The organism is Streptacidiphilus sp. PB12-B1b (genome assembly GCF_014084125.1).
In the GTDB taxonomy this organism is placed as follows: domain Bacteria; phylum Actinomycetota; class Actinomycetes; order Streptomycetales; family Streptomycetaceae; genus Streptacidiphilus.
In genome coordinates, this window is record NZ_CP048405.1 from 4,417,237 (window position 1) to 4,443,450 (window position 26,214).

Annotated in this window: 30 protein-coding genes; 15 read left to right on the forward strand and 15 right to left on the reverse strand. The window is 73.9% G+C overall.

The genetic code is table 11. The features are described from left to right. Nucleotides 1-42: 42 nt before the first annotated feature. A complete protein-coding gene (locus tag GXW83_RS19530; RefSeq protein WP_182444313.1) occupies nt 43-1,653 on the forward strand; it encodes a VWA domain-containing protein in 1,611 nt (536 codons plus the stop codon). Between the two features lie 38 nt (nt 1,654-1,691). On the opposite strand, the gene GXW83_RS19535 is transcribed toward GXW83_RS19530, so the two are convergent. Beyond that, the gene (locus tag GXW83_RS19535; protein ID WP_182444314.1) at nt 1,692-3,101 is read right to left on the reverse strand and encodes an aminotransferase class I/II-fold pyridoxal phosphate-dependent enzyme; all 1,410 of its coding nucleotides are present in this window, start codon (nt 3,099-3,101) and stop codon (nt 1,692-1,694) included. Nucleotides 3,102-3,163: 62 nt separating this feature from the next. Here GXW83_RS19535 and GXW83_RS19540 point away from each other — a divergent pair, with 62 nt between their 5' ends. The 4 genes from GXW83_RS19540 to GXW83_RS19555 all read left to right on the forward strand — a co-directional run bounded on the left by GXW83_RS19540 (nt 3,164) and on the right by GXW83_RS19555 (nt 6,414). Continuing rightward, nucleotides 3,164-3,802, forward strand: a complete 639-nt coding sequence (locus GXW83_RS19540) for an FMN-binding negative transcriptional regulator (protein ID WP_182444315.1) — start codon at nt 3,164-3,166, stop codon at nt 3,800-3,802. Nucleotides 3,803-4,000: 198 nt separating this feature from the next. Continuing rightward, nucleotides 4,001-5,431: a sugar porter family MFS transporter gene (locus GXW83_RS19545; protein WP_225447109.1), complete on the forward strand. Its 1,431-nt coding sequence runs from the start codon at nt 4,001-4,003 to the stop codon at nt 5,429-5,431. A 71-nt stretch (nt 5,432-5,502) separates the two neighbouring features. After that, on the forward strand, nt 5,503-5,685 hold the full coding sequence (locus GXW83_RS19550; protein ID WP_225447110.1) for a hypothetical protein: 183 nt from the start codon (nt 5,503-5,505) through the stop codon (nt 5,683-5,685). A 186-nt stretch (nt 5,686-5,871) separates the two neighbouring features. Then, the gene (locus GXW83_RS19555; protein ID WP_225447111.1) at nt 5,872-6,414 is read left to right on the forward strand and encodes a DUF6817 domain-containing protein; all 543 of its coding nucleotides are present in this window, start codon (nt 5,872-5,874) and stop codon (nt 6,412-6,414) included. A 259-nt stretch (nt 6,415-6,673) separates the two neighbouring features. Here the strand turns inward: GXW83_RS19555 and GXW83_RS19560 are convergent, their stop codons facing one another. Further along, a complete protein-coding gene (locus tag GXW83_RS19560) occupies nt 6,674-6,988 on the reverse strand; it encodes a 4a-hydroxytetrahydrobiopterin dehydratase (protein ID WP_182447431.1) in 315 nt (104 codons plus the stop codon). Between the two features lie 664 nt (nt 6,989-7,652). After that, entirely contained in the window at nt 7,653-8,102 is a 450-nt protein-coding gene (locus GXW83_RS19565; RefSeq protein WP_225447112.1) for a GNAT family N-acetyltransferase, read from the reverse strand. A gap of 302 nt (nt 8,103-8,404) precedes the next feature. Between GXW83_RS19565 and GXW83_RS19570 the strand changes: the two genes are divergently transcribed. The 4 genes from GXW83_RS19570 to GXW83_RS19585 all read left to right on the forward strand — a co-directional run bounded on the left by GXW83_RS19570 (nt 8,405) and on the right by GXW83_RS19585 (nt 10,497). Continuing rightward, nucleotides 8,405-8,815 (forward strand): VOC family protein, encoded by a 411-nt coding sequence (locus GXW83_RS19570; protein WP_182444318.1) that lies wholly within the window; start codon nt 8,405-8,407, stop codon nt 8,813-8,815. A gap of 64 nt (nt 8,816-8,879) precedes the next feature. Next, nucleotides 8,880-9,089 carry a hypothetical protein gene (locus GXW83_RS19575; RefSeq protein ID WP_182444319.1) on the forward strand — a complete coding sequence of 70 codons (210 nt, stop codon included), beginning with the start codon at nt 8,880-8,882 and terminating at the stop codon, nt 9,087-9,089. A gap of 162 nt (nt 9,090-9,251) precedes the next feature. Next, nucleotides 9,252-10,133 (forward strand): hypothetical protein, encoded by an 882-nt coding sequence (locus GXW83_RS19580; RefSeq protein WP_225447113.1) that lies wholly within the window; start codon nt 9,252-9,254, stop codon nt 10,131-10,133. A gap of 124 nt (nt 10,134-10,257) precedes the next feature. Further along, entirely contained in the window at nt 10,258-10,497 is a 240-nt protein-coding gene (locus GXW83_RS19585) for a hypothetical protein (protein WP_182444320.1), read from the forward strand. Between the two features lie 19 nt (nt 10,498-10,516). Here GXW83_RS19585 and GXW83_RS19590 read toward each other — a convergent pair whose 3' ends face one another. The 4 genes from GXW83_RS19590 to GXW83_RS19605 all read right to left on the reverse strand — a co-directional run bounded on the left by GXW83_RS19590 (nt 10,517) and on the right by GXW83_RS19605 (nt 14,730). Continuing rightward, on the reverse strand, nt 10,517-11,287 hold the full coding sequence (locus GXW83_RS19590; RefSeq protein ID WP_182444321.1) for an enoyl-CoA hydratase family protein: 771 nt from the start codon (nt 11,285-11,287) through the stop codon (nt 10,517-10,519). A gap of 128 nt (nt 11,288-11,415) precedes the next feature. After that, a complete protein-coding gene (locus GXW83_RS19595) occupies nt 11,416-12,081 on the reverse strand; it encodes a response regulator transcription factor (RefSeq protein ID WP_182444322.1) in 666 nt (221 codons plus the stop codon). After that, nucleotides 12,078-13,373, reverse strand: coding sequence for a sensor histidine kinase (locus GXW83_RS19600; protein WP_182444323.1), 1,296 nt, complete (start codon nt 13,371-13,373; stop codon nt 12,078-12,080). Before GXW83_RS19600 ends, GXW83_RS19595 begins: the two co-directional genes overlap by 4 nt. A gap of 103 nt (nt 13,374-13,476) precedes the next feature. Further along, entirely contained in the window at nt 13,477-14,730 is a 1,254-nt protein-coding gene (locus GXW83_RS19605; protein ID WP_370466737.1) for a geranylgeranyl reductase family protein, read from the reverse strand. Nucleotides 14,731-14,907: 177 nt separating this feature from the next. Between GXW83_RS19605 and GXW83_RS19610 the strand changes: the two genes are divergently transcribed. The 3 genes from GXW83_RS19610 (at nt 14,908) to GXW83_RS19620 (ending at nt 16,515) form a co-directional block, all read left to right on the forward strand. Continuing rightward, the gene (locus tag GXW83_RS19610) at nt 14,908-15,540 is read left to right on the forward strand and encodes a restriction endonuclease (RefSeq protein WP_182444324.1); all 633 of its coding nucleotides are present in this window, start codon (nt 14,908-14,910) and stop codon (nt 15,538-15,540) included. Nucleotides 15,541-15,957: 417 nt separating this feature from the next. Continuing rightward, nucleotides 15,958-16,227 carry a hypothetical protein gene (locus GXW83_RS19615; RefSeq protein WP_182444325.1) on the forward strand — a complete coding sequence of 90 codons (270 nt, stop codon included), beginning with the start codon at nt 15,958-15,960 and terminating at the stop codon, nt 16,225-16,227. A 99-nt stretch (nt 16,228-16,326) separates the two neighbouring features. Next, the gene (locus GXW83_RS19620; protein WP_182444326.1) at nt 16,327-16,515 is read left to right on the forward strand and encodes a hypothetical protein; all 189 of its coding nucleotides are present in this window, start codon (nt 16,327-16,329) and stop codon (nt 16,513-16,515) included. A gap of 46 nt (nt 16,516-16,561) precedes the next feature. On the opposite strand, the gene GXW83_RS19625 is transcribed toward GXW83_RS19620, so the two are convergent. Then, nucleotides 16,562-17,047, reverse strand: a complete 486-nt coding sequence (locus GXW83_RS19625) for a hypothetical protein (RefSeq protein ID WP_182444327.1) — start codon at nt 17,045-17,047, stop codon at nt 16,562-16,564. A 162-nt stretch (nt 17,048-17,209) separates the two neighbouring features. On the opposite strand from GXW83_RS19625, the gene GXW83_RS19630 reads away from it, so the two are divergent. After that, nucleotides 17,210-17,839 (forward strand): helix-turn-helix domain-containing protein, encoded by a 630-nt coding sequence (locus GXW83_RS19630; protein ID WP_182444328.1) that lies wholly within the window; start codon nt 17,210-17,212, stop codon nt 17,837-17,839. Further along, nucleotides 17,836-19,062, forward strand: coding sequence for an MFS transporter (locus tag GXW83_RS19635; protein ID WP_182444329.1), 1,227 nt, complete (start codon nt 17,836-17,838; stop codon nt 19,060-19,062). The genes GXW83_RS19630 and GXW83_RS19635 overlap by 4 nt, the downstream gene beginning before the upstream one ends. Here the strand turns inward: GXW83_RS19635 and GXW83_RS19640 are convergent. From GXW83_RS19640 to GXW83_RS19670, 7 genes are all read right to left on the reverse strand, one after another. Beyond that, complete coding sequence (locus GXW83_RS19640; protein WP_182444330.1) at nt 18,989-19,876, reverse strand: DUF4184 family protein; 888 nt, start codon at nt 19,874-19,876, stop codon at nt 18,989-18,991. The two genes, GXW83_RS19635 and GXW83_RS19640, sit on opposite strands and share 74 nt — an antisense overlap. Nucleotides 19,877-19,931: 55 nt before the next feature. Beyond that, complete coding sequence (locus GXW83_RS19645; RefSeq protein ID WP_182444331.1) at nt 19,932-20,957, reverse strand: NUDIX domain-containing protein; 1,026 nt, start codon at nt 20,955-20,957, stop codon at nt 19,932-19,934. Nucleotides 20,958-21,026: 69 nt separating this feature from the next. Next, on the reverse strand, nt 21,027-21,194 hold the full coding sequence (locus GXW83_RS19650) for a hypothetical protein (protein ID WP_182444332.1): 168 nt from the start codon (nt 21,192-21,194) through the stop codon (nt 21,027-21,029). 78 nt (nt 21,195-21,272) lie between these two features. Next, nucleotides 21,273-22,706, reverse strand: a complete 1,434-nt coding sequence (locus GXW83_RS19655) for an AMP-binding protein (protein ID WP_182444333.1) — start codon at nt 22,704-22,706, stop codon at nt 21,273-21,275. Nucleotides 22,707-22,866: 160 nt separating this feature from the next. Next, on the reverse strand, nt 22,867-23,835 hold the full coding sequence (locus tag GXW83_RS19660; RefSeq protein WP_182444334.1) for an electron transfer flavoprotein subunit alpha/FixB family protein: 969 nt from the start codon (nt 23,833-23,835) through the stop codon (nt 22,867-22,869). Nucleotides 23,836-23,894: 59 nt separating this feature from the next. Then, nucleotides 23,895-24,680 carry an electron transfer flavoprotein subunit beta/FixA family protein gene (locus GXW83_RS19665; RefSeq protein WP_182444335.1) on the reverse strand — a complete coding sequence of 262 codons (786 nt, stop codon included), beginning with the start codon at nt 24,678-24,680 and terminating at the stop codon, nt 23,895-23,897. A gap of 358 nt (nt 24,681-25,038) precedes the next feature. Next, a complete protein-coding gene (locus GXW83_RS19670) occupies nt 25,039-25,455 on the reverse strand; it encodes a thioredoxin family protein (RefSeq protein WP_182444336.1) in 417 nt (138 codons plus the stop codon). Nucleotides 25,456-25,693: 238 nt separating this feature from the next. On the opposite strand from GXW83_RS19670, the gene GXW83_RS19675 reads away from it, so the two are divergent. Beyond that, a complete protein-coding gene (locus GXW83_RS19675) occupies nt 25,694-26,182 on the forward strand; it encodes a DUF4395 domain-containing protein (protein WP_182444337.1) in 489 nt (162 codons plus the stop codon). The last annotated feature ends 32 nt before the right edge of the window (nt 26,183-26,214 follow it).

The following is a 26,214-nucleotide window of genomic DNA, read 5'->3' on the forward strand; positions in this document are numbered from 1 at the left end:
CCGAGGCTGCCCCGGCGGCCCGGGATTGGGCAGGATGGCCCCATGACCGCGATGATGACCAAGGGTTCCAACCATCCCGTGCCCACGGCGGCGATCCATGCGGCCGTGACCTGGCGCACCGACGCCGCCGCCCCCGACGTGGACGTCTCCGCGCTGCTGCTGGACGCGGGCGGCAAGGTCCGCTCGGACGCGGACTTCGTCTTCTACAACCAGCCCCGGCACAGCTCCGGCGCGGTGCGGCACGCCGGCAAGCACGCCCAGCCCGGTGAGACCACCGACGCGCTGGTGGTCGACCTGGCCGCGCTGGAGCCGGGCATCGACCGGGTGGTGGTCGGCGCCTCGGCGGACGGCGGCACCTTCGGCGAGGTCCCGGCGCTGCGGCTGGACCTGCGGGGCGCGGACGGCGAGGGGCTGGTGCAGTTCGTCATCGACGGCGCGACCACGGAGACCGCCTTCCTTTTCGGCGAGTTCTACCGGCGCGGGGACGGCTGGAAGTTCCGCGCGGTCGGCCAGGGCTACGCGTCCGGGCTGGAGGGGCTGGCCACCGACTTCGGCATCTCGGTGGACGACGACGAGCCCCAGCCCCCGGCGGCAGGCGCCCAGCCTGCGGCCTCTGCCCAGCCGACGGCCTTCGCCCAGCCTGCTGCCGCCGTCCAGCCCGCGTCCGCACCCGAGCCGCCGGTCGGCTTCGGCCCGCCGCCGGTGATGCAGCCCGCCCCGGCGCCCACGCCGACCCTGGTGTCGTCCTCCCCGCTGCCGCCTCCGGCCGCCGCCCCAGCCGCAGCCGCGCCCGGGCCCGGGCTGAGCCTGAAGAAGCAGAAGCTGATCTCGCTGGAGAAGCAGCTCGCCGACCGCGGCGACCACAACCTGCTCGACCTGACCAAGCGCGCCGCGGTCAGCCTGGAGAAGCGGGGCCTGGGCGAGCACACCGCGCGGGTCGCCCTGTGCCTGGACATCTCCGGGTCGATGGGCGGCCTGTACCGCTCGGGCAAGGTGCAGGCGCTGGTCGAGCGGGTGCTCGCGCTCGGTCTGCGCTTCGACGACAACGCCGAGGTCGACGTCTTCCTCTTCGGCGCCAACGCGCACGAGGCGGGCAGCGTCGGCCTGGACAGCTACCGGGGCTGGACCCAGCGGATGCTGTCGCAGTGGCCGTTGGAGCCGGGCACGGACTACGCCAAGGCCATGCGGCTGATCCGCGAGGAGTACTTCGGCACCAGCGAGCGGCGCTTCGGCCCGGTCTTCGCCCAGCAGCCGGTCTACGTGATGTTCGTGACGGACGGCCGGACGGTCAGCGAGGGCGCCGCCCGTGAGCAGGTCCTGGCGTCCAGCTACGAGCCACTGTTCTGGCAGTTCATGGGGCTCGGCCGGTCCTCGAAGTCGGTGGACGCGCCGGTCCAGGAGGCGCCGCAGCCGGTGAAGAAGTCGCGGTTCGCCAAGCGGCTCCAGGCGGTGGCCGCCGGGTGGAGCGAGGGCACCTTCCGCTTCCTGGAGGAGCTGGACCAGCTCCCGGGCCGCTTCGCCGACAATGCCGACTTCTTCTGCGTGCAGGATCCGGGCAACATCACCGACGACCAGCTGTTCGAACTGATGATGGCCGAGTACCCGGGCTGGCTGCCCCGGGCCCGTGCCCAGGGGCTGCTGCCCCCGCAGTGAGCCGGGGCGCGCCCGGTCGGCGGTTCGGCCCGGCCGCCTCAGACCCCGCGGACGTCGCCGCCGCGCACCCGCAGCACAGCCGCCACGTCGGCGGCCAGGCGCGGCAGCTCCTCCTCGGTCAGCGAGGAGACCGTCACCCGGACGCCGGGCGGCGAGCCGATCCGGAAGCGCGCGCCCGCGGCGACCACCCAGCCGCGTTGCAGCAGCCCGGCGACGGTCGCGGTCTCGTCCGACACCGGGATCCAGACGTTGAGCCCGCTGCGCCCCCGGGCCGGGACGCCGCGCGCGGCCAGCTCGGCGAGCAGCCCGTCCCGCCGGGCCCGGTAGGAGGCGGCGGCCGGGGCCGTGTCCTCCGCTGCCCACAGGGCGGCGACGGTGCGCTGGAGCAGGTGGCTGACCCAGCCCGCGCCGAGCCGCTGGCGTCCGCGCACCCGGTCCAGGGTCTGGGCGTCCCCGGTGAGGACGGCCACCCGCAGGTCGGGGCCGAGCGATTTGGCGGCCGAGCGGACCACGGCCCAGTGGGCGGTGACCGGCCGGCCGTCGGGACCGGCGCAGAGCAGCCGGCAGGGCAGGTCCACGATGCCGTGGCCGTGGTCGTCCTCGACCAGCAGCACGTCCGGGTGGTGCGAGAGCACTGCTCTCAGATCGGACGCCCGCTCTGGGCCGACGGCCGCGCCGGTCGGGTTCTGCGCGCGGCTGGTCACCACCAGCGCGCGGGCGCCCTCGGCCAGCGTCCGGGCGACGTCCTGCACCAGCGGGCCGTCGTCGTCCACGGCGACCGGCACCGGCTTGAGGCCGAGCGCGGGCAGCAGGTCGAGCAGGCTGCTCCAGCCCGGGTCCTCCACCGCGACCGTGTCCCCGGGGCGCAGCCAGGCCAGGAAGATCCGTTCGATGGCGTCCAGCGATCCCGAGGCGACGCCGACGGTGGCGGCCTCGCCCTCCTCCGGCTCGCCCCACACCGACCCGACCGACGCAATCGACCCGACCGGCCCCACCGGGGCGCCGTCGGCCGCGAACGACGCCTCGGCCAGGGCGCGCAGCCGCGGATCCAGGGCCGGGCCGCCGTACAGGACCGGTCGGACGGCGTGGGCCCGGGCCGCCTCCAGGGCGGCCTGCTCCAGGTCGGGCAGCAGCACGGTGTCGGGATTGCCCTGGGCCAGGTCGCGGACGCCCTCGGGAACGGCCAGCCGGACGGCGTCGCGCGAGGTGAGCGCGGGCCGGGCGCGGACCCGGCTGCCGCGCCGGCCGGCGGTCTCGATCACTCCCCGGTCGCGCAGCAGCCGGTAGGCGGCGGCGACCGTGTTGGGATTGACCCCCAGCTCCGCCGCCAGCTCCCGCAGCGGCGGCAGGGCCGCCTCGGGCGGCAGTACGCCGGTGACGACCGCGTGTTCGACGTCGGCGGCGATCTCCGTGGCGCGCCGCCCACGAATCCGATAATCTCCTAGCACAAAGATCATTATGCACTAGTGCATAAGCGGTGTCGAGCAGGAACCGAGCAGGAGAAGTCCCCATGCTGATCCATCCGTGGGACCGGGGCGCCGACCAGGAGTGGCGCACCTGGCTGGCGGCGCGCGATTTCGGGCTGCTCGCCGCCAACGGCCCCGACGGCGCCGCGCCGGTGCTCGTCCCCACCCAGTTCGTCTACCAGGGCGGCGAGGAGGTGCTGCTGCACCTGGCCCGCCCCAATCCGGTCTGGGCCGCGATCGAGGCCAACCCCCGGCTCACCCTCGCCGTGACGGACGACTACGCCTTCGTCCCCGGCCCCTGGCGGCCCCCGGCGGGCACCCCGCCCGAGCAGGGCGTCCCCACCACCTACTACGCCTCGGTGCACCTGGTCGGCACCGCCACCGTCGTGGACGACCCGGAGCTGAAGGCCGCGCTGATGGACCGCCAGCTCGCCCACTTCCAGCCGGACACCCCGAGGACGCCCATCGTCCCCGGCCAACCGCCGTTCGGGCGGATGCTCTCCGCCATCCGCGGGCTGCGCCTCCAGATCACCGAGGTGCGGCCGAAGTTCAAGTACGACGACAAGAAGGACGTCGAGCTGCAGACGGCCGTCGCCGAGCGGCTGGCCGAGCGCGGGCGTCCGCGCGACGCCGGGGCCCGGGCCCAGCTGCTGCGCCGCCGGGACGCCCGCAGCGGCTCCTGAGACGGCGTCTCCCGCCCCCGGCGGCCGCAGCGGCCCCGGGGAACGCGGGGCGGGAAAGGCCATGCGTGCACTGGGCCGTCCGGGGCAGGAGCCCACCCGGACGGCTCAGGAACCCGTCGCGCCGCAGGCCCGATGGGGTGCACCTTCCTAGGCTGTCCGGACGGACCATCAGTCCGGTGCCGCCCGCACGGCGGCCCGTTGCACTCCCGGGAGCCTCAACTGACCACCACCGCGCACCAACGCCCCGCCGGAGAGGCCAACCTCGGTCACATCATCTTCATCGCCGCCGCCGCGGCCATGGGCGGGTTCCTGTTCGGCTACGACAGCTCGGTGATCAGCGGTGCCGTGACCGGCATCCAGCACCACTTCAAGGTCGGCAACGGCGAGACGGCCCTGGTGGTCTCGTCCGCCCTGCTCGGCTCGGCCGTGGGCGCCGCCGTCGCGGGCGGCATGGCCGACCGGCTCGGCCGCATCCGGGTGATGCAGATCGCGGGCATCCTCTTCGCCATCAGCGGCGTCGGCTCGATGTTCCCGCCGAGCATTTTCGTGCTCGGCGTCTGGCGCGTGGTCGGCGGCCTGGCCATCGGCATGGCCTCGGTGATCGCCCCCGCCTACATCGCCGAGGTGGCCCCGCCCGCCGTACGCGGCCGGTTGGCCTCCTTCCAACAGGCCGCGATCGTCCTCGGGATCTTCATCTCCCAGCTCGTCAACTACGCCCTCAACCAGGGCGCCGGCGGCAGCCCCAACGACAAGATCGCCGGAATCCAGGCGTGGCAGTGGATGCTGGGCGTGGAGACCATCCCCGCGCTGATCTACTTCCTGATGTCCTTCGCCATCCCCGAGTCGCCGCGCTTCCTGATCGCCAGCGGACGCACCGACCGGGCGCGCTCGGTGCTGACCGACATCGAGGACCCGGGCACCGACATCGACGGCCGGATCGAGGAGATCCGCACCGTCATCTCCACGGAGCACAAGAGCTCGTTCAAGGACCTGCTCAACGGGCGCAACCTGAAGGCGATCGTCTGGATCGGCATCGGCGCCTCGGTCTTCCAGCAGTTCGTCGGCATCAACGTGATCTTCTACTACTCCTCGCTGTTGTGGCAGTCGGTCGGCATCAACGCCAGCAACTCGCTGCTGATCAGCGTCTCCACCTCGCTGGTGAACATCGTCGGCACGGTCATCGCCGTCGTCCTGGTCGACCGCGTCGGACGCCGCCCACTGGCTCTGACCGGCTCCGCCGGCATGGCCGTCGCCCTGGGCTTCGCCGCCTGGGCCTTCTCCTACCGCCACGGCACCGGCACCTCCGCCACCCTGCCCCACCTGCAGGCCACCGTGGCCCTGGTCGCCGCCCACGTCTTCGTTCTCTGCTTCGCCTTCTCCTGGGGCGTGGTGGTCTGGGTCCTGCTCGGCGAGATGTTCCCCAACAAGATCCGCGCCCTGGCCCTCTCCGTGGCCGCCTCCGCCCAGTGGATCGCCAACTGGGCCATCACCGTCAGCTTCCCCACCATGTCCGACTGGAACCTCTCGGCCACCTACGTCATCTACGCCTGCTTCGCCCTCCTCTCCATCCCCTTCGTCTACTTCTTCATCAAGGAGACCAAGGGCCGCACCCTCGAGTCCATGGGCTAGCCACGCGAGACCGCGCGACTGAGGCAGCGATGAGGGGCCGATCCCGAGGCACTGGGATCGGCCCCTCTCTGATGCCCATTCATGTCCGGGGTGTGCCCCTGGCCGACCGGCTCCGTGTGGTCGGCCGGGCCCGGGCGGGCACCGATCACCTCGAGTTGGCGGCCGCCGCCCGTCACGGGGTCGCTGTCACCCGTACTCCCGGTTCCAACGCGAACGCGGTTGGCGAGTTCACGTGGCCCAGCCACTCGCCCTGACCCAAGATCTCCCGCGCACCACCGGGCGGCCGACGGAGCAGAACTGTCGGCCGCCCGCTCGTATCCACAGCTCGGCCGGTCGCCCAGGAACGCCCCACAGGTGGTCGTGCTCGTGCGAGCCGGACACCGCCATGATGGGATGCACGGAAGGATCAGGCAACCAACGCCCAGGAAGGCCACGGTGCGATGACGGCACAGGCACGGGAGATGCTGCAGGCGGCGAATGCCGCGCAGATCGAGCATCCGGGCGGCACGCTGCTCGCGCATCTGGAGCGGGTCGAAGCGCTGCTCCTGTCATGGGACGCCCCTCAGCCGCTGGCTTCGGCCGGACTGTGTCACGCCTTCTACGGCACCGACGGGTTCCCGGTCATCTTGTTGGACCTTGAGCACCGGACCGTCCTGGCCGAGGCGATCGGAGCGGACGCCGAGGCGCTGGTCTACTTCTATGCCTCCTGCGACCGCAAGGCCACCTACCGAGGGCTGGCTGAAGACGACGGGCTGTTCCACGACCGATTCACCGGGACTGGCTATGTTCCGAGCTTGCAACAGCGTCGGGACTTCGCCGAGCTGACCGCCGCCAACGAACTGGACCTCGCCGCGATCAGCCCGGAGATCCGAGGCAGGTACGGCCCCGGACTGCTTACCTTGTTCACCCGCTGGCGTCCGCTGCTGTCCGATCCGGCATGGGCATACTGCCGCGACGTGCTGAGTGGGATTCACAGGATTTGACCATTGCTCTCGCCTACCGGCGGAGGCTCCAGGGACTTCCAGATCTGGAACGATCGAGCAGACGCCCGCAGTGCTCCGCGCGTGGCTGCCGTCGTCATGACCATGGTGTGGGCTCCAGGAGCCAGACACAGTCAACTCCGAACCGGGCGTGCCGCATGTACTCGAGCGGGCCATCGACATCGCCCTGCGATACCCCGGCCTGTTCGACGCAGATGACCCCACTGACGCATTCAGTGTGTGCCGCACGACGCGGGGGCAACTAGGAGACCGGCCCGACGTCCCACGCCGCCGCATGCCCGGCCGCGATCACGTCGATGCGCTCGGCCAACTCAAAGTCAGCGACAGTCAGTTGACCGCCCGCATCGTGCGTGGTGACCGTGAACCGCACCCCATCGAACGACAGGTGAACCTCCGCATGGTGCGACGTGAGCCGGGAGACGTCCGCAACGTGCACGATCAACGCCACTCCGGCGTGGTACCGCACCGGCACCAGGCGCGTAATCGTATTGCCCTGCCGCTCCCACTCAGGGAGCCCCGCCAGCCTCGCCTGGATCTCATCATCCGACAACAGCATGATCACGCCACAACCTCCAGTACCGGGGCCAAAACGTCCGCCGACTCCCGCCCGACCGGGGCATCCTGCCACGGACGCATCGCCACCGACAGAGCACCCCGTTCGGGGCAGCAGGCCCCGGCGCATGGCACCGGCACCAGCGCGGGACAGCCGGTCGACGAGGGCGTACTGCTCCGAGACAGTACCGATCAGGCCCCGGTGCGCTGTGCGAACTCCGCAGACCCGGTACCGTCCCGGGCCCGTACAGGAGGTCGGCGGTGAGCGCCCGCAGTGCCGGGCGTCGGGCTTCCTCCGGAGCAGCCGCCTCCACGACGCGCAGTGCCCTGAAAGTGCGCTGCCGGTCGCCGAGGGCGTGCCACATGCGGGCGGAGTCCGTTGCCGCTCGGGCTCGGCGCTCCGCTGTCGGCAGCGTGGACGCGTCCACCCGCGCCGCATACCGCACGCCCTCGTCCGGGGTGCCGAGGGCGTTGTGGACACCGATCCAGTACACGTCCGCCTGGACCCGCGTCGGCTCCACGGCGAACAACGTCCGCCCAGCCGCCGGGACGCCGGCTCCCCGTAACCCGCCTGCTTCGATCCGGCTCCCCGCATACCCGCGTATCCGCGTACCCGCAGCAGGCTCCGAGGTCGTAGGGCCTGCCGCCAGGCGCGGCGTGGTGGTGGGTTACAGCGGGAGTCGGTAGAAGGTTTTGGTCTGGTGGATCGGGGCGCCCAGTTTCTTGTAGAACGTGAGCGCGGTCGGGTTGTCGGTGTCGCCGGTCCACTCGAGGCGGCTGCACCCTGCCTCGACTGCGGCCTCCTTCACCGCGTCGAGGAGTTGGGCGCCGATGCCTCGGCGGCGGGCGGGCTCGGCGACGAACAGCTCCTTGAGGTACATCGAGGTGTCGGCCCCGGCGGCGGGCCACAGGCGGGAGAAGGATGCCAGGCCCACCACCGCGGTGCCGTCGACGGCCAGCAGTACCGTCGCGGCTGGGGGCTCGGCGAACAGCGCGACATGGACCTGGGTCTCGTCCGCGGGCTCGTGGTCGCCGCCGTAGTACGCCTCCACCTCGCCCAGGAGAACGGAGATGGCCTCGACGTCCTGCTCGACGGCCTGACGAATCGTGATGCCCACGGCGGTGCCCCTTTCAGACGGTGCCGGAGGGGCGGGGCGAGGTCTCCCCCGGGCCCGCCTCCAGCAGTGACCTGGCTCTCCCGGGGACTGTAGCTGGCAAGATCACCGGCGCGGTGGAAGCTCAGCGGAGACCGGTGCCCGGAGGGCAGGCCCAGCGGTGTGCCACGTCGTAGCCGGGGCGGTCCGTGGGCGGAGCCGGGGCGGGGCCTGGGGAGCAGGTCTCGCGGCGGATCCGGGAGGATCGGCCGCGGCCTAGGGTGGCGGCAGGTGGTCCGCCAGGGGGCGGGCCGGGAGGGGGCACGGTGGAGACGTACGGCAGGGCTCAGGTGCGGTTGGCGCGGCCGTCGCGGGATCTACGGGCGGCCGAGCGGTTCTGGGTGGACGGCTTGGGGCTGGGGGTGCTGTTCCGGCACGACTGGGACGGCACGCCGCAGAACCATGCGCTGCTGATGCTCGGCTGGCCGGACGCCGACTGGCATCTGGAGCTGGTGCACGCCCCGGGCGACCCGGTGCTGCCCGCGCCGACCGCCGAGGATCTGCTGGTGCTGTACCTCGACGGCCCGGTTCCGGAGGAGTTGGTCGAGCGGCTGGAGCAGCACGGCGGGCGGCGGGTGGCCGCGCACAACCCGTACTGGGACCAGTGGGGCGTCACGGTGCAGGATCCGGACGGGTACCGACTGGTGCTGTCCACCCGGAGCTGGTCGAACTCCTGACGCGGCGTCCCCCGGATGCCCGCGAGCAGTGGCGGGGCCCTGCGGGGGATTCGATCCTTGCCCCATGAGCGAAGCACGCGACTGGCCCGAGGCGATCGTCTACTTCCGCGAGGACCAGCAGCTGAGCCCGCCCGGTGCGCAGATGCAGGTGTCCGGCCGGGTGGCCTTCGAGGGGCCCTGGCTGCACATCCGGCTGCGGGACCGCGGCGAGATCGTCACCGTGCGCGCGGAGGCGGTCGACCGGGTGGTCCGCCGCACCGAGGGCGACGCGTAGGCACGACGGCACGGCAGCCGCCCGGCGTGCACCTGATTCTGCCGAGTTCGCTCCCGCGCAAGGCAATTGACGCTCTTTCGTCGCTCCCGGGTTCTGGCGGACCGGGCCCGCTGCGGTCAAACTTGCTCCGTCCACGTCAACATGCAGCCGACGGAGCCTCCCTTGACGCACTCGCACCGGACCCGGGTCACCGCCCGCACGCTGGCCCTCACCGCCTCAGCCGCCCTGCTCGCGGCGACCGCCCTCGCGGGCGAGGCGCACGCCGACGCACCCGCCTGGACCGAGACCGGCAGCAGCCTGCAGAGCACGCTCACGGCGGGCGAGGGCGTCACCACCGTCCACTCCGGGGGCGGCGACAGCGTGCTCTACCGGGGCGCGGGCTCGATCCCGCTGTCCGTGCTGGTCCAGAGCTGGACCCACATCGGCGACCCGGACTCCGTCAACGGGTACATCTTCGACGCCTACCAGAGCGGGGCCTCCAACCCCACCAGCAAGATGTTCCGGGTCACCACGCCCTCCGGCGCGTCGTACGAGTACACGCACACCCTGGTCCCCGGCGAGCTGTACAACAACTCCTTCGACACGGTCTCCCCCGACACCCAGTGGATGGTCGCCGGCGAGTGGGGCACCATGGACCACCTGCAGATCTACCCGACGCCGCTGCTCAACCCGGAGACCGGACGGACCGGCGGCACGCTGAACCTGTCCGGGCTGATCCACCTGGACCACGCCGTCAACGACATCCAGGGCTGCGACTTCACCAGCGCCACCCAGCTGGTCTGCGCCTCCGACGACTCCTCGCAGTCGCTGTTCCCGGACAGCAAGCCGCTGCTGGAGATCGACCTCTCCGGCCCGCTGACCGGCGGCGACACCACCGGCCACGTCACCGACATCGGCGCCATCCCGCAGAGCAGCATCTGCTCGGGCACCTACGAGGCCGAGGGCGTGGACTACGACACCTCGACCGGCGTGCTGCGGCTGGAGATGATCCAGCCCAGCATCTGCGGCGCGGTCACCTCGGTCTACACGTACACCCGCTCCTGACGCCCAGCTGACCGGAGCCCTGCTGACCCGGAGCCCTGCTGACCGGCGCCCGGCGGCACCGCCCGGCCGGGCCCGCCCGCGCGCTCGACATGCGCGCGGGCGGGCCCGGCCAGACGATGGGTTCATGTTCGAACGCAAGCCCAGCAGTGATGTCCCGCAGGACCAGGGCGAGTGGATCCAGGCGGAGGTGTTCTTCCGCGAGGGCCAGAAGCTCGACGAGCGCTTCCCCCAGCTGCGGGCCTCCGGCGAGGTCCGCTTCCAGGGCGGCTGGCTGCACTTCCGGCCGATCCAGGAGCCGCCGACGAAGGTCGTCACGCTGCCCGCCGAAGTGGTCAAGCGGGTGGAGTGGACGATCCACGGCTGACGGCGCCCGGGCGGCCCGGTCAGCCGCCGAGGGCCCAGTTCGGCGGGCGGCGCTCCAGGAACGACAGCATGCCCTCACGCGCCTCGTCCGAGCCGAACAGCAGGGCGGACTGCGCCACCATCGACTCGCCGTCGCGCTCGAAGGTCCGCAGCACGTCCGCCGTGACCAGCCGCTTGGTCTCGGCCAGGCCCTGCGGCGACGCCTTGCGGAAGGCGTCCAGCAGCTCGCCGACGGCCGCCGCCGGATCCTCGGCGGCCTCGGTGACCAGGCCGATCCGCTGCGCCTCGGCGGAGTCGAACACCGCGCCGGTGAGGCACCAGCGGGCCGCGCCGCGCGGGTCCAGCCGGGGCAGCAGCGACAGCGAGATGGCGGCCGGGGCCAGGCCCAGGCGTACCTCGGTGAAGGCGAAGGTCGACTTCGGCCCGGCCACCACCAGGTCGCAGGCGCCGAGCAGGCCCAGCCCGCCGGCCCGGACGTGGCCGTCGACCAGGGCCACGACGGGCTTGGCCAGCTCCACTACCGCGCGCATCGCCGCGACCAGGCGGCGCGGGTTGGCGGTCGGGTCGCCGCTGGTCGCCTCGGAGAGGTCGGCGCCCGCGCAGAACGTGCCGCCGGTGTGGGTGAGCACGACCGCCCGCACCTCCGGGTCCTTCACGGCGTCGGCGAGGCCCTGCTCCAGCTCCGCTACCAACCGGGACGACAGCGCGTTGCGGTTGGCCGGGGAGTCGAGCGTCAGCGTGGCGACGCCCTGCTCGACGCCGTACCGGACCAGGGGCGGGGTGTCGGACATGGGTGGGGTCCTTTCGTAGCGGTCCGCATGCTGAGACGACGCTACTCCTGCCCCGCCCGCCCGGTAAGGATCTTGCCTGCCGAAGCGGGCCAGATCACACCCCGGCCGCCGGGCAGGCGCGCGGGCGGTCAGCCCAGCCAGCCCGGCCGGACCAGGCCCGACTCGTACGCCAGCACCACCAGCTGCGCCCGGTCGCGCGCGCCCAGCTTCACCATGGTCCGGCTGACGTGGGTCTTGGCCGTGAGCGGGCTGACCACCAGCCGCCCGGCGATCTCGTCGTTGGACAGCCCCAGGCCGACCAGAGCCAGCACCTCGCGCTCGCGGTCGGTGAGCCGCTCCAGCGGCGCGGAGTGCTCCGGCTGCTTGGAGCGCGCGGCGAACTCAGAGATCAGCCGCCTGGTCACGCCGGGCGACAGCAGGCCGTCCCCGCTGTGCACCGCGCGCACCGCCCGGACCAGCTCGGCCGGCTCGGTGTCCTTGACCAGGAACCCGGCCGCGCCCGAGCGCAGCGCCTCGAACACGTACTCGTCCAGCTCGAAGGTGGTCAGCACGACCACCCGCACCGCCGCCAGCGCCGGATCCGCGCTGATCAGCCGGGTGGCGGCGAGACCGTCCCGCTCGGGCATGCGGATGTCCATCAGCACCACGTCCGGCACCAGCTCGCGGGCCAGCCGGACGGCGGCCAGGCCGTCGTCCGCCTCGGCCACGACCTCGATGTCGGGCTGGGCGTCCAGCAGCGCGCGGAAACCGGCCCGCACCAGCAGCTGGTCATCGGCGAGCAGGACCCGGATCATCGGTTCTCCCTCGGTGGGTGGGGTTCGTCGGACGTGTTCGGCGCCCGCAGCGGCAGCTCGGCGCGGACCTCGAAGCCCTCGCCCTGCGGCCCGGCAGCGAGGCTGCCGCCGAGCGCGGCGACCCGCTCCCGCATCCCGGCCAGCCCGCTGCCGGAGCCTCCGGCGCGCGGCCCGCCGCTCGCCGACAGCGGGCCCGGATCCGCCACCCGCACCCGCAGCCCGCCCTTCGCGTACGCGACGACCACGTCGGCGCTGCGGGCCGAGGAGTGCCGGATGATGTTGGTCAGCGCCTCCTGGACGATCCGGAACGCCGCCAGCCCGACGCCCTGCGGCAGCGCCGCGGGCTCACCCTCGGTCCGCAGCCGCACCGCCAGCCCGGCCGCCGCCGCCTGCCGGACCAGCTCGTCCAGCCGCTCCAGGCCGGGCGCGGGCGTGCGCGGCGCGGCGCTGCCCGGGGCGCGCAGGGTGCCCAGCACCTGGCGCACCTCGCCGAGCGCGTCCTTGCTGGTCCGCTTGATGGTGGTGAGCGCGGTACGGGCCTGCTCCGGGTCGCCGTCGAGCAGTTCCAGGGCCACCCCGGCCTGGACGTTGATCAGCGAGATACTGTGCGCCAGGACGTCGTGCAGCTCCCGGGCGATGGCGATGCGCTGCTCGTCGGCGATCCGCTGCTCCCGCTCGGCCCGCGCCTGCCGCCACTGCTCGCGGTGCTCGGTGCGCGTCCGGATCACCTCGGCCACCAGCACCACCAGCAGCAGCCAGGCCAGCAGCGCCAGTTCGGACGGCCAGACGAAGCCGTCCCGGGCGATGGTGACGCCCAGGAACACCGCGTACAGCACGCCGTACGACACCCAGGCCGCCCGGCGGTGGCCGGTCAGCACGGCGCCGACGAAGCCGACGACGACGCTGAGGAACACCGGCCCGTACGGGAACCCCACGATCAGGTACGCCGCGCCCACCGCCGCCGTACCGGCGCAGACCGCCACCGGCAGGCGGCGGCGCAGGACCAGCAGCAGCGGGCCGAGCAGCAGCAGGGCGTAGCCGAGCGGGTCGAGCGGGTGCCGCGACGACTGGCCGTGCTGCGCCACCCAGTGCGTCCCGGCGACCTGCGCGAACGCGATGACCAGCGCGGTCGCCACCGGGCTGCGCCGGGAGCCCCCACCGCGCCGGGAGCCCCACGGGCCGCCGTCCAGGTGCCGGTCCGCGTCGTCGCGGTCGTGCGCCCGCCCGCGGTCGCGGCGGCGCCGCTGCCGCGGGGGCGCGCCGTGTTCAGCACCGTCCCCGTCCCAGGTCATGGCAGCACCGTAGGTCATCCGGCGCGGCGCGGGCGTCGCCCGGGGGCGGTGCCGCGCCGTACTCCCGGCGCAGTACGCGGGGCTCCCCCGCGCGGTGCGCGGGTCAGCGGCGGATCAGCATCTGCAGGGTCTGCCGGCCGAGGCCGTGCGAGCGGGCCAGCCCGGCGAAGGTGGTGTGACCCTGGGTGACCCGGGCGAACGCCTTCCAGGCCGGGCGCAGCCCGATGGCCGCGACGTGGAAGGCGCGCGGACGCCGCTCGAACGCGGACATGAGCTTGCGTCCGATCCGCATCTCCTCGCCCAGGTCGGCCTTGATGGCGAAGGTGTAGCCGAGGGTCTGCCGGTGCACCTCGGTGGCGTCCCCGGCGTCGGCGACCCTGGCCGCCCACTCCCCGGCGAGGCGGCCGGAGCGCAGGGCGTACGAGATGCCCTCGCGGGTCCACGGCTCCAGCAGCCCGGCGGCGTCGCCCGCGACCAGGACCCGGCCCTTGGCCAGCGGCGAGTCGTCGGAGCGGCAGCGGGTGAGGTGCCCGGACTCGATGGACGGTTCGAATCCGGCCAGTCCGAGCCGGGCGATGAAGTCCTTCAGGTAGGCCCGGGTCTCGGCGCCCTTGCCGCGGGCGGCGATGACGCCCACGGTCAGGCTGTCGCCCTTGGGGAAGACCCAGCCGTAGGAGCCGACCAGCGAGCCCCAGTCGAGCAGCACCCGTCCGGCCCACGCCTGGGCGACCGACGGCGGGACCGGGATCTCGGCCTCCAGCCCCAGGTCGACCTGGTCGAAGACGACGCCGACGTGCGCGCCGATCCGCCCGGCGCTGCCGTCCGCGCCGACGACGCAGCGCGCCCGGACGCTGCGGCCGTCCTGGAGGGTGACGACGGCGAGCCCGTCCTCCTCCTGGCGTACGCCGGTGACGGTCACTCCGGTGGCGGGCACCGCGCCCGCCTTCTCCGCGCACTGCACCAGGCGCTCGTCGAACTCGTCCCGGTTGACCAGCCCGAACAGCATCCGCTTGGAGCGGCGGGTGCGCTGCAGCCGGCCGTCCAGGGTGAAGGTGATGGCGTGGACGCGGTCCTTCAGCGGCAGCTGGAAGCCGGGCGGCAGGGCGTCGCGGGAGGGGCCGATGATGCCGCCGCCGCAGGTCTTGTAGCGGGGCGGTGCGGCCTTGTCGAGCAGCAGCACCCGCCGCCCGTCACCGCCCGGCGCGGAGGCCGCGGCATAGGCGGCGGAGGAGCCGGCCGGGCCCGCGCCGACGACCACGACGTCCCACACACCGCCGAGTTCGTCCGCGCCGGAGTCGTCACCGGTATCGTCGGAGGTCAGGTTCTGCTCGCCGCTGGGGCCCTGGGTCTGCGTCACGGTTCCTCATATTACTGACGGCCAACCCCGGACCTGCACTCATCCACCCCCGCACACCCTGCGCCGACCCGGCCGCACTGTCGCCCGTCGGCTCCGGCGGGGTCAACTCCCTTGCTCAGGAGGGCTGTCGGCGGCTCGGCGCGATGCCACAATGCTGATGATCCTTGGGGGACCTTCATGGCCACACGCCGGCCCGCGCGCCGACGCAGCAGCAGCTACCGCCGCCCGGCCCGGCGGCGCACCGCCCGCAGGCAGCCGCCGTCCCCGGCGGCCCGGTGGCTCGCCGGGGTCCTGGTGACGGCGGTGCTCATCGCGGCCGTCCCGGTGCTGGGCGCCGTGCTGGCGGTCGGACTGGTCGGCGGCGGGGTGTACAGCGTGCGCCGGCACCGCGCCGCGGCCGCGCTGCGCGCCGTGCAGCTGGGGCACATCGGCAGCTATCTGGCGATGACTCCCAAGGCCTTCGAACACGCCCTGGCCGACCTGTGCCGCCGTGACGGCTGCACCCGGGTCAGCGTGGTCGGCGGCGCGGGCGACCTGGGCGCGGACGTCCTGGCCACCACCCCGGACGGGCGGCGCATGGTGCTCCAGGCGAAGCGGTACGCGCCCACGCACAAGGTCGGCTCACCGGACGTGCAGAAGGTCGGCGGCACCTACGCCATCGTCCACCGGGCCCAGCTGGCGGCGGTCGTGACCACCTCCGGCTACACCCGGGCCGCCGCGGACTACGCCGCCCGGGCCGGAATCCGGCTCTACGGCCAGCGGGAGCTCGCCGCCTGGGCCTCCCGCACCGGCCCCGCGCCCTGGCACTGACGCCCGCCCGCCCCTGAGCCGCCCCGGCGGCGAAGCCGCACTCGCCCGGGCGGGCGGAGGGGCGGCGGCAAGCAAGGCGCCGCTCGGCCGGGGGCAGCGCTCGCGTGCGCGTGGCGGGCGCTGCGGCGGGGCGGAGCCGCACTTGGCAGGCGCAGCGGGCGCTTCTGGGGCATGGCCGGGCGAGGCGGCGCTGCGCGCGGGCCTGGCAGGCGCGTCGGCCGGGCGGAGCGGCACTTGGCAGGCGTGGCGGACGCTTTTGGGGCATGGCGGGCGAGGCGGAGCCGCGCTCGGGCGGGCGTGGCAGGCGCGGCGGCCGGGCGAGGCGGCGCTCGGGCGGAGCGGGTGGGTGTTTCGGCGGGCGGGGGCGGGTGGGGGACGCACTCTGGAAGCCCCGACCCGTCCAGCAGGGAGCAGAGCATGGCCGCCCTCACCCAGCAGCAGGTCCGCGTGCGCGTCGCGGAGATCCTCGGCGACAGCGTGCACGTCGACGTGGAGCAGTTTCCCAGCGGGACCATGTCCGTCACCCTCGATACCGGCACCCGAACGGCTGTGCTGGACGGCCACCCCGACAGCGGCTGGGGCTGGACCGTGGACGCGGGCGAGGACGACGGCTTCAGCGGCCACCAGAACACCTCCCCGACCCTGGACGCGGCACTGGACGGCATCCGGGAGACGCTGCGCTCCTGAACCGGCCTCCGCAGGAGCGAACCGGCACCGGGCGCCGGGCGTCTTCACCGGTAGCCAGGGCCGCCCCGTCGGCCGCCCCGCACCGATCGGAGTCCGCTCATGCAGCTCGGGGTACGCCTGTCGCAGCGCCTCACCCGCACCGTGCGCGTCAACGCCTGGGTCGGCCGCCGGGGAGTGACGCCGTCGGTGACCGTGCGGGTGCCGGGCGGCGGCCCGGCGGTGACGGTCAACACCCGCGGCCGGATCACCGTCAGCGACAATCCGCTCCGGGCCCGGCGCGGTCGCTGAGCCCCGGTCAGGCACCGGCGGCCCGGTCAGGCATGGTCGGCCCCGGTCAGGCCCGGGTGGCCCCGTGCGGCCACACCCGGACCACGGCCATCCCGGCCTCCCGGGCCCGTCGGACCATGTCCCCGGTGCCGCCCGGCCCGCCCCGCTGCTGCCCGTCCCACACCGCGACCAGCTCGTCGGCGCGCTCCAGCAGCAGCCGGTTGGCGGCGGCGTACGCCTCGCTGCCCGCTCGCTCGATCGGCAGCACGATCACCTCGGCGGCTGCGGCGAGCAGGGAGTCGAACAGCGCCGCGTGCTCCCCCTTCACCTGCGACTGCCGGTAGTCCCGGGAGGGCACCACCGCGACCAGGGCGCCGCCGAGCTCCACCAGCAACTGCGCGAAGAGGGTGTCGGCCCCGGCCGCTATGCACGACAGCCCGGTCAGCGGGCCCTTGGCCGCCTTGGCTGTCAGCAGCTCCCGCAGGGCCGCGACGACCAGCGGCACGGTGGCCTCGGTCAGGTGGATGTGCCCGGTCACGGCCAGCACGGTCACGGTCGACCCCCAGGCTCCGTCGGCGGCAAGCGGCCGGTCCGATCGTAGCGCGGCACCGCCGCCCGCAGCGGGCGTCTCCGGCGGTCGCGCACCCGCCGAAGTCGGTGGCCGTCTTTCGCAATACTCCTTTCGCAAGGATTCTTTCGAAGCTACGCTTCCGGGGTGAGCCAGAGAGAATCCGAGGGCGCCGACGCCGCCTCTCCCTTCCGCAAGGTCACCGATGCGCGGGCGCTGCGGGCGCTGGCGCATCCGACCCGGATCGCGCTGCTGGAGGCGGTGGGGCTGAACGGGCCGCTGACGGCGACCGAGGCGGCGCGGATCGTGGGCGGGACGGTCGCCAATGCCTCGTACCACCTGCGCACGCTGGCCAGGTACGACTACGTCGTGGAGGCCGAGGGCGGCACCGGTCGGGAGCGCCCGTGGCGGATCGGCAGCGTCGGCATGTCGTACGACAGCGAGGATCCCGATCCGACGGTGGGCCATGCCGCCCGTGCGCTCAGCGGGTTGATGTCGGAGCGCTGGCTCGGCCGGATCCGGCACTACCAGGACCACCGGGAGCAGTACCCGGACGCGGTGCGCACCGTCAGCGGCAGCAGCCAGTTCGTGCTGTTCGGCACGCCGGACGAGGTCGAGCAGGCGCAGACGGAGGTCCTGGCCGTGCTGACCCGGTTCGTGGACCGCCTCGCGGATCCGGCGGCCCGGCCCGTCGGCGCCGTGCCGTTCGAGGTGATCGTCTCGACCCACCCGCTGGCAACCGCCGCCACCGACCCGGAAGGCCGACCCGCGCCATGAGAGAGCTGTTTGCGATACCCGGCATGCGCCTGTACTTCCTCGGCAACAGCCTGAGCGGGATCGGCGACTACGCGCTCTGGCTCGCCGCAGGCATCTGGGTGCGGGAGCTGACCGGCTCCACCGCCCAGGCGGGGCTGTGCTTCCTGTGCCTGGTGGCGGGCACCCTGCTCTCGCCGCTGACCGGGATCGTGGTGGACCGGGTCCGGCGCCGACCGCTGATCATGGCGACCAACGCGGCCACCGGCCTGCTGGTGCTGACGTTGACGGCGGTCCACCGCGCGGGGCAGGTCTGGCTGGTCTTCGGCGTCATGTTCCTCTACGGGCTGTCCTCGTCGATCACCGGCTCGGCCATGTCCGCGCTGCTGCCGAAGCTGGTGCCGGAGCGGCTGCTCGGGTCGGCCAACGGTTTCTCCCAGGCGCTGGGCCAGGGGCAGCGCCTGATCACCCCGGCGCTCGGGGTGGGGCTGCTGTCCGTGGCCGGGGGCGGCGCGGTGGCGGTCCTGGACGCGGTCAGCTTCGCCGCGGGCACCGTCTGCTGGGCCTTCATCACCATCGAGGAGGACCGCCCGGAGCCGTCCGGAACACGCTGGGTGCGCGACACCGCCGCAGGCTTCGCCTACCTCTCCCGGACGCCGCTGCTGCGGCAGTTGACGGCGGCGATGACGGTGGCGTTCTTCGTGATGGGCTTCTTCGAGACGCTCGGCATAGCGATCGCCACCACCGGCCTGCGCCATGCGCCGTCCTGGACCGGGGTGATCGTCACCGCCATGGGCGTCACCGGGATCATCGGCGGGCTCTCCGCCGGGGCCGTGATGAACAGGGTCGGTCCCGGCCGGCTGAGCGCGCTGGGGCTGGGGTTCGCTGCCGTCGCAGCCCTGGTGGACGGCGTGCCCAGGGACGCGGTGGTCATCGCAGGGGCGATGCTGCTCGGGCTCGGGATTCCCTACATCGTCGTCGGCACCATGACCGCGATGCAGCTGAACACGCCGAACGAGCTGATGGGCCGGGTCTCCGGCGCGGACAACTTCCTGGTCACCGGCGGGCAGTCGGTGGGCATCGCCACCGGGGCCGGGCTGATCTCCTTCGTCTACTACCGCGACCTGTGCTACCTGGTGGCGGGCGTGCTGGCGCTCACCGCCGGCTATCTGCTCACCCGCCGGGCGCAGCGTCCGGGGCCGGTGGCGGCAGCGGTCGCCCCGGCCGCTCCGGCCGTCGAGGGCTGACGCCGGGGCGCGGCTCCGGGCGGCGGCGGGCCGGGAGCAGCCGGACCGCCAGGGCGTAGCCGGTCGCACCGGCGGCGGCCCCGGCGCCGCCGCCGAACGAGACGGTGGCGGCCAGCGCGGACAGGGAGGGCCGGGCTCCGTCGGCGGGGGCCTCGCGGCCGAGGCGGTGGGCGGCGCCGAGGGCGGCGCTGACGGCGATGAACGCGCTCGCGCTGCGCCGGGCGGCCGGGTCCAGGGTGGTCCGCAGGGGCGCCGGGGCGGCGGTGCGCAGCAGCCGGGTTCCGGCGGCGGCGAGGACGCCGAGACCGGCCGCCGAGGTGGTCCACTGGAGCGCCAGCGGCACCGGCACGCCCGCGACCCGGCGGCGCAGCGCCGGGACGAGCCGCTCCCCGGCGCGGCCGACGTGGGTGAAGGCGTCCCAGCCGACATGGGTGAGCGCGCCGAGGGCGGCCGAGGCGGTGAACCAGGCGGCGTCGTACGGGTCGCGCTTGCCCACGGGCGCGGTGAGCGCCTCGGCGCGGTCCGCCCAGGGCCCCGGCAGCAGCGCCACCAGCGGCTCGCGCAGCAGCCCGTGCCAGGCGCCGACCAGCCCGGCCGCGAGGGCGACGTCCAGGGTGGGGACGGCCCAGGGGCGGTGGGTGGCGCGGCCGATCGCGTACGAGCCGGGCAGCAGCGATTCGACGAAGTACGGGACGTCGGGCGCCAACGACCCGGCGACCAGTGCGGACGCGATCAGCGGTCCCCTGCGGGCGCCGTCGCGGAGCGGCGGCAGGAAGGGGAGGACGGCGGCGGGGTGGCTGAAGGTGAACGGCACGGCCCCATCCTGCCCGCTGCCCCGCGCCGCCGCACAGCAGCCCGAGCGGCGGGCCCTAGCGAACGTCCGTGCGGACGCCCGCCTCCAGGTAGCGGGGTTGGCCCGCGTCGCGGGCCCCGAGGGCGGCGGCGAGCCGGCGGTGCTTGTTGTCGGGCAGCAGCTCCGGCCACTCGGCGGGGCCGGTGAAGCGCCAGGCGCGCAGCTCGTCGGCCTGGAGGGCGAGGCCGGCCTGCTCGGCCGGGCCGAGCCGGCCGCCGTCGAAGACCAGGCGCAGGCCGCCGGTGCGCGGTCCCCGGTGCGGCTCCCAGTCGGCGACGAGCAGCCGCAGCCGGGCCGGGTCGAGGGTGAGGCCGAGCTCCTCGTCGATCTCGCGGACGGCGGCGAGGGTGGGCTGCTCGCCGTCCTCGACCACGCCGCCGGGGAACTCCCAGCCGGCCTTGTAGACCGGGTCCACCAGCAGCACCCGGTCCTGTTCGTCGAAGAGCAGGACGGCGGCGGCGACGGTGTCGCCGGTGTGGACGGAGTGCTCGACGATCGGACAGCGGGCGGTGCCGGACTGGACGATCCCGGCGATCTGCTCGGCGGCCTGGCGCGGGGTCAGTTCGGAGGTGTCGACGGTCACCGCGTCGCGCTGCAGCCAGTCCCGGGCGAGCTGGTAGGCGGCGATGCCATCGAGGCGGCGCTGCCGGGTCTGCGGGGGCTCGGCCGGGTCCGCCTCGATCCGTTTGCGCAGGATCGTTTCTTCGGCGTGCAGCAGCACATGGTGGACCGGCTCGCGGCTGGCGGCGAACGCGCCGAAGATCTCGTCGCGGTAGTCCTGCCGCAGCAGCGTCATCGGCACGATCAGCGGGCCGGGCAGCTCGGACAGCAGCGCGACCGCCGTCGCCGGGACCAACTGCCGCCAGGCGGAGAGGTCCTGGACGTCCCCGGCGGCCGCGTACACCTCGGGCGGCAGCAGCCCGCGCAGCGCCGCGCCCACCGCGTCCGGGTCGAACACCGTGCTGCCGGGCAGGAGCGCCCGCAACTCGCCCACCGTGCTGGTCTTCCCGACTCCGCATGTGCCGTTGACCCAGACAATCACGGTGATTCCCCCTCGTCGGCGACCGCTCCGGGCATCCTACGCAGCGGGCGGCACCGCGTCAGCGAGGCGTCAACGCCGCCCGAGGAGCCGCCGCAGCACGCCGCCGGAGGCGTCCTGCCCGGCCGGGCAGGAGCAGCGCTGCTCCTCGGGCACCCCGGCCAGCGCCTGTTCGATGTGGTTGCCGCACCCCTGGTAGGTCGCTCCGCCGCACTGGGGGCAGACCGCTCGCTGACACATCGTTTCCTCCTCGCGGGTCCTGCTACGGGCTCTCCCGGCCCCGTCAGCGTACCCCGCCGGGCCGCCGGGGACCGGCTCTCACCTGCTGGAATGCGGACCGGCTGCGGCCTCCGCGTCGAGCAGCCGCTTCTTCAGGACCTTGCCCATGGCGTTCCGCGGCAGCTCGTCCACCAGCACCACCCGCCTCGGGCGCTTGTGCACCGACAGCCGCTCGGCGACGAACGCCGTCAGCGCCGCGCCGTCGACCTCGGCGGAGGGGATGACGTAGGCCACGATCGCCTGCCCCAGGTCGGCGTCGGGCGCGCCCACCACGGCCGCGTCCGCGACCGCCGGGTGGTCCCGCAGCGCCGCCTCGACCTCGCCCGCGCCGATCCGGAAGCCGCCGCTCTTGATCAGGTCGACCGAGGCCCGGCCGACGATGCGGTGGAAGCCGTCGGGGCCGATGACGGCGACGTCGCCGGTGCGGAACCAGCCGTCCGCCGTCCGCGACTCGGCGTCCGCGTCGGGGCGGCCCAGGTATCCGTCGCTCAGGGTCGCGCCGCTGACCTGGAGTTCGCCGACGGTCTCGGCGTCGTGCGGCACCGGGGAGCCGTCCTCGGCGACCAGCCGGGTGCGCACCCCGGCCACCGGCAGGCCCACGCTGCCGGGGCGGCGCTCGCCGTCGGCGCGGGTGCTGAGGGTGATCAGCGTCTCGGTCATGCCGTAGCGCTCGATCGGGGCGTGCCCGGTCAGCGCGGCCAGGCGTTCGAACACCGGCACCGGCAGCGGCGCGCTGCCGGACACCAGCAGCCGCGCCGGCGCCAGCGCCCGCGCGGCGGCGGTGTCGGCGGCCACCCGCGACCACACCGTGGGCACGCCGAAGTACAGCGAGCCCCCGGCCGCCGCGTACGCCTCGGGGGTGGGGCGGCCGGTGTGGACCAGGCTGCCGCCGATCCGCAGCGGCCCCAGCACGCCCAGGATCAGCCCGTGGACGTGGAACAGCGGCAGGCCGTGGACGAGGGTGTCCTGCGGCGTCCAGGCCCAGGCGTCGGCCAGGGCGTCCAGCCCGGCGGCGACCGCGCCCCGGCTGAGCAGCACGCCCTTGGGCGCGCCGGTCGTGCCCGAGGTGTAGAGGACGAAGGCGGTGCCGTCCTCGGGCTCCGCCGGGGCGGTGCCGCGCTCGTCCGGGTCGACGGTGAGCACCTGGGCCCCGTACGCCTCGGTGCCGGCGTCGCGGGCGGCCACGGCGAGCAGCGGCGCGCCGGAGTCGCGGAGGATGTGCTCGCGCTCCTTGGGCCCGGCGTCCGGCGGCACGGGCACCACCGGGACGCCCGCGAGCAGCCCGGCGACGGTGGCGACCACCGTCTCGGCCGTGGGCCTGGCCAGCACCGCGAGCGCGGGCGCCCCGGCGATCCTGGCGGCCACCGCGCCCGCCGCCGCGCGCAGCCGCTCGCGCGAGAGCACCGCGCCGTCGACCGTCACCGCGTCGGCCGCGTCGCCGAACCCGCCGTCAAGTGCGCTGAGCAACCCCACCGTGTCTCCTCGTCGCTGTGCGTCCTGGGGTGACCCTAGGCCCGTGCCGCAGGGCCCCGGCCGGTGGTGCGGTCGGGGCCCTGCGGGGTGCGTCCGTGGTGCTGGTAGTGCTGGTAGTGCTGGTAGTGCTCGTGGTGCGAGTGGTGCTGGTGGTGCGGGGTCAGCCCTTGCGGGTCTTGACCTCGGCGGTGAGCTGGGGCAGGACGGTGAACAGGTCCCCGACCACGCCGTAGTCGGCCAGCTCGAAGATCGGCGCCTCGGCGTCCTTGTTGACCGCCACGATCGTCTTGGAGGTCTGCATCCCCGCCCGGTGCTGGATCGCCCCCGAAATCCCGTTGGCGATGTACAACTGCGGAGACACCTGCTTGCCGGTCTGCCCCACCTGGTTGCTGTGCGGATACCACCCCGCGTCCACCGCCGCCCGCGAGGCACCCACCGCCGCACCCAACGAGTCCGCCAACTCCTCCACCACCCCGAAACCCTCGGCCGCCCCCACACCCCGGCCACCGGAGACCACGATCGCCGCCTCCGTCAACTCCGGACGCCCCGAGGACACCCGCGCCGTCCGCGAGACCACCCGCGTCCCGGACGCCGCCGCCGAGAACACCACCTCCACCGGCACCACCACCCCCGCACCCGCCACCTGCTCCGGCGCCACCGCATTCGGCTTCACCGTGATCACCGGCACCCCACGACTGACCCGCGACGCCGTGGTGAACGACGCCGCGAACGCCGACTGCACCGCCACCGGACCCCCCTCACCCGCCGACACATCCACCGCATCGGTAATCACCCCCGAACCCAACCGCAACGCCAACCGCGCCGCCACCTCCTTCCCCTCACCCGACGACGACACCAGCACCGCCACCGGCGCAGCCGCCTTCGCCACCTGCTCCAACGCATCGACCTTCGGCACCACCAGGAACTCACCGAACTCCGCCGCGTCAGCGGTGTACACCTTGACCGCACCGTACTGCGCCAACGACCCCGCCAACTGCGCCGCACCCCCGCCCGCGCCCAGCAGCACCGCCGCCGGCTCACCCAACCGACGCGCCAGCGTCAACAACTCCAGCGCCGGCTTGCGCACAGCACCGTCCACATGGTCGACCAGGACCAGGACCTCACCCATGACTCAGCTCTCCAAAAACGTCGATGTGCAGGAAGGAAACGCGATGAGCACGCTGGGGCTCAGATGAACTTCTGCGCGGCCAAGAACTCGGCCAGCTGCCTGCCGCCCTCGCCCTCGTCCTTGACGATCGTGCCCGCGCTGCGCGCCGGACGCGCGGTCACCCGGTCCACCGCCGTCCACGCCCCGCCCAGACCCACCTCGTCCGCCGCGATCCCCAGATCCTCCAGATCCAACGAGACCACCGGCTTCTTCTTCGCCGCCATGATCCCCTTGAACGAGGGGTACCGCGCCTCACCCGACTGGTCGGTCACCGACACCACCGCCGGCAGCGACGCCTCCACCACCTCGCTCGCCGCATCCCCGTCCCGACGACCCCGCACCGACCCGCCCTCCACACTCACCTCGGACAGCAGCGTCGCCTGCGGCACACCCAACCGCTCCGCCAGCAGCGCCGGCACCACCCCCATCGTCCCGTCCGTGGACGCCATCCCGCACACCACCAGATCGAACCCGGTCTTCTCCAGCGCCCGCGCCAGCACCGCCGAGGTCCCGATCACATCCGTACCGTGCAGATCCTCGTCACTCACGTGCACCGCCTTGTCCGCACCCATCGACAACGCCTTGCGCAACGCGTCCTTCGCATCGTCCGGACCCACCGTCAGCACCGTCACCTCCGCATCCCCCGACGCCTCCGCGATCCGCAACGCCTGCTCGACCCCGTACTCGTCCAGCTCCGACAGCAGCCCGTCCACCGAATCCCGGTCGGTCGTCGCATCCTCCGCGAAACGACGGTCACCGGTCGCATCGGGCACGTACTTCACACAGACAACGATCCTCAAGCTCACGGCCTGTCTCCTGTACTGGTACTGGTCACATCCGGCAACTGTCGCTCAGGCAGGGGGCGCGCTGCGCGACGCCCCACCGACCGGACTCCCCGGAAGCATACTCACGAGTAACTCTGTCCATGCTACTCGCGGGTAGCTTACGCTTCGCCGCCGGTCCTCCTACCCTGCCGACCGGCCACCAGACACGGGTGACCAGCCGTGGGCTCATACTCCCCCACCCGAGCGCATCCGTCGCCACACGGCGGGCCCGTGCCGCTGTGACTTTGCGCCCATTCACCGCCCGTGCGCCCGTGACCGCACCAGCGGCGGCCCGCCCGGCGGTTCCCAGGAGCGGCTCAGCCGCACGGCTGACCGGCGGTCAGCCGACCGCCTGACCCAGGGCGGCGATCACGTCGGCCTTGCGCGGCTGGCCGGAGGCCCGCTGCACCAGCGAGCCGCGGGCGTCCAGCACCAGCACGGTCGGCGTGCGCAGGATGTCCAGCCGCCGCACCAGCTCCAGCCGGGACTCCGCGTCTATCTCCACATGGGCCACCCCGTCGACCATGCCGACGACCTCGTCCAGCACCCGCTTCGTCGCCCGGCAGGGAGCGCAGAAGGCGGACGAGAACTGCACCAGCGTCGCCCGCCGGCCCAGCTCGGCGCCCAGGTCCTCGGCGCCGAGCCGTACTCCGCTGTCCCGCCCGCGCACCCGCAGCCTCCCGTCCCGGCGCATGCGCCACAGGCCGAAGACGGCCGACAGGGCCAGCACGGCCGCGCACACCACCACACCAGTCATGGGCCCAAGGATGCACCGGCCGCCCCCGGTACCGGTAGCCGCCCGTCCGCGTACCATCGCGGTATGGACTCCACCAGCGGGCCGCTCCCGCTGAGGCTGACCCGGCGCCTGGTCATCGACCTGTGCCGGGCCACGGTCACGCGCTGTCGCTGAAGCCGGACGAAACGCCCCGCCCGGGGCCGTCACGCAGCTCAGGCACCAGCCCTCGCCGTCACCGCCCGGAGAACCGGAGTCCGCCATGCCCGCCGCCGCGCCCACACCCGCGCCGCTCGCCACCCCCAGAACCGCCCCCGGACCGCAGCAGATCGACGCGCGCGGCCCGCGCTTCGCCGCCGTGCTCACCAGCGTCGTCCTGGCCGTCGTGCTGATCACCGGGAGCGGCTGGCTGCTCGCCGCGCAGACCGCGGTGTTCGCCCTCGCCGCCGTCGGCGGGCTGGGCCGCTCGCCGTACAGCTGGCTCTACCGCACCCTGGTCCGCCCCCGGTTGGGGCCGCCGACCGAGTGGGAGGACGCCGCCCCGCCGCGCTTCGCCCAGGGCGTCGGCCTCGGCTTCGCCCTGGTCGGCACCGTCGGCTACCTGAGCGGCGCGGCCTGGCTCGGCCTGGCCGCCACCGCGCTGGCGCTGGCCGCCGCTTTCCTGAACGCCGCGTTCGGCTACTGCCTCGGCTGCGAGGTCTACCTGCTGCTGCGCAGGGGGCAGGACCGGATGCGACCTGCGGGCCAGTAGGCTGGAGCCTGGTCGGTGTGACCGCAGTCTCC

Excerpts from the sequence above, each read along its gene's own strand:
- GXW83_RS19610 (WP_182444324.1), top strand. The coding sequence starts at position 14,908 with ATGGCCACACGCCGGCCCGCGCGCCGACGCAGCAGCAGCTACCGCCGC.
- GXW83_RS19550 (WP_225447110.1), top strand. The coding sequence starts at position 5,503 with ATGCCCATTCATGTCCGGGGTGTGCCCCTGGCCGACCGGCTCCGTGTG.
- GXW83_RS19600 (WP_182444323.1), bottom strand. The coding sequence starts at position 13,373 with ATGACCTGGGACGGGGACGGTGCTGAACACGGCGCGCCCCCGCGGCAG.
- GXW83_RS19660 (WP_182444334.1), bottom strand. The coding sequence starts at position 23,835 with ATGGGTGAGGTCCTGGTCCTGGTCGACCATGTGGACGGTGCTGTGCGC.
- GXW83_RS19585 (WP_182444320.1), top strand. The coding sequence starts at position 10,258 with ATGTTCGAACGCAAGCCCAGCAGTGATGTCCCGCAGGACCAGGGCGAG.
- GXW83_RS19670 (WP_182444336.1), bottom strand. The coding sequence starts at position 25,455 with ATGACTGGTGTGGTGGTGTGCGCGGCCGTGCTGGCCCTGTCGGCCGTC.
- GXW83_RS19615 (WP_182444325.1), top strand. The coding sequence starts at position 15,958 with ATGGCCGCCCTCACCCAGCAGCAGGTCCGCGTGCGCGTCGCGGAGATC.
- GXW83_RS19650 (WP_182444332.1), bottom strand. The coding sequence starts at position 21,194 with ATGTGTCAGCGAGCGGTCTGCCCCCAGTGCGGCGGAGCGACCTACCAG.
- GXW83_RS19595 (WP_182444322.1), bottom strand. The coding sequence starts at position 12,081 with ATGATCCGGGTCCTGCTCGCCGATGACCAGCTGCTGGTGCGGGCCGGT.
- GXW83_RS19590 (WP_182444321.1), bottom strand. The coding sequence starts at position 11,287 with ATGTCCGACACCCCGCCCCTGGTCCGGTACGGCGTCGAGCAGGGCGTC.
- GXW83_RS19530 (WP_182444313.1), top strand. The coding sequence starts at position 43 with ATGACCGCGATGATGACCAAGGGTTCCAACCATCCCGTGCCCACGGCG.
- GXW83_RS19635 (WP_182444329.1), top strand. The coding sequence starts at position 17,836 with ATGAGAGAGCTGTTTGCGATACCCGGCATGCGCCTGTACTTCCTCGGC.
- GXW83_RS19540 (WP_182444315.1), top strand. The coding sequence starts at position 3,164 with ATGCTGATCCATCCGTGGGACCGGGGCGCCGACCAGGAGTGGCGCACC.
- GXW83_RS19575 (WP_182444319.1), top strand. The coding sequence starts at position 8,880 with ATGAGCGAAGCACGCGACTGGCCCGAGGCGATCGTCTACTTCCGCGAG.
- GXW83_RS19555 (WP_225447111.1), top strand. The coding sequence starts at position 5,872 with ATGACGGCACAGGCACGGGAGATGCTGCAGGCGGCGAATGCCGCGCAG.
- GXW83_RS19560 (WP_182447431.1), bottom strand. The coding sequence starts at position 6,988 with ATGCTGTTGTCGGATGATGAGATCCAGGCGAGGCTGGCGGGGCTCCCT.
- GXW83_RS19620 (WP_182444326.1), top strand. The coding sequence starts at position 16,327 with ATGCAGCTCGGGGTACGCCTGTCGCAGCGCCTCACCCGCACCGTGCGC.
- GXW83_RS19675 (WP_182444337.1), top strand. The coding sequence starts at position 25,694 with ATGCCCGCCGCCGCGCCCACACCCGCGCCGCTCGCCACCCCCAGAACC.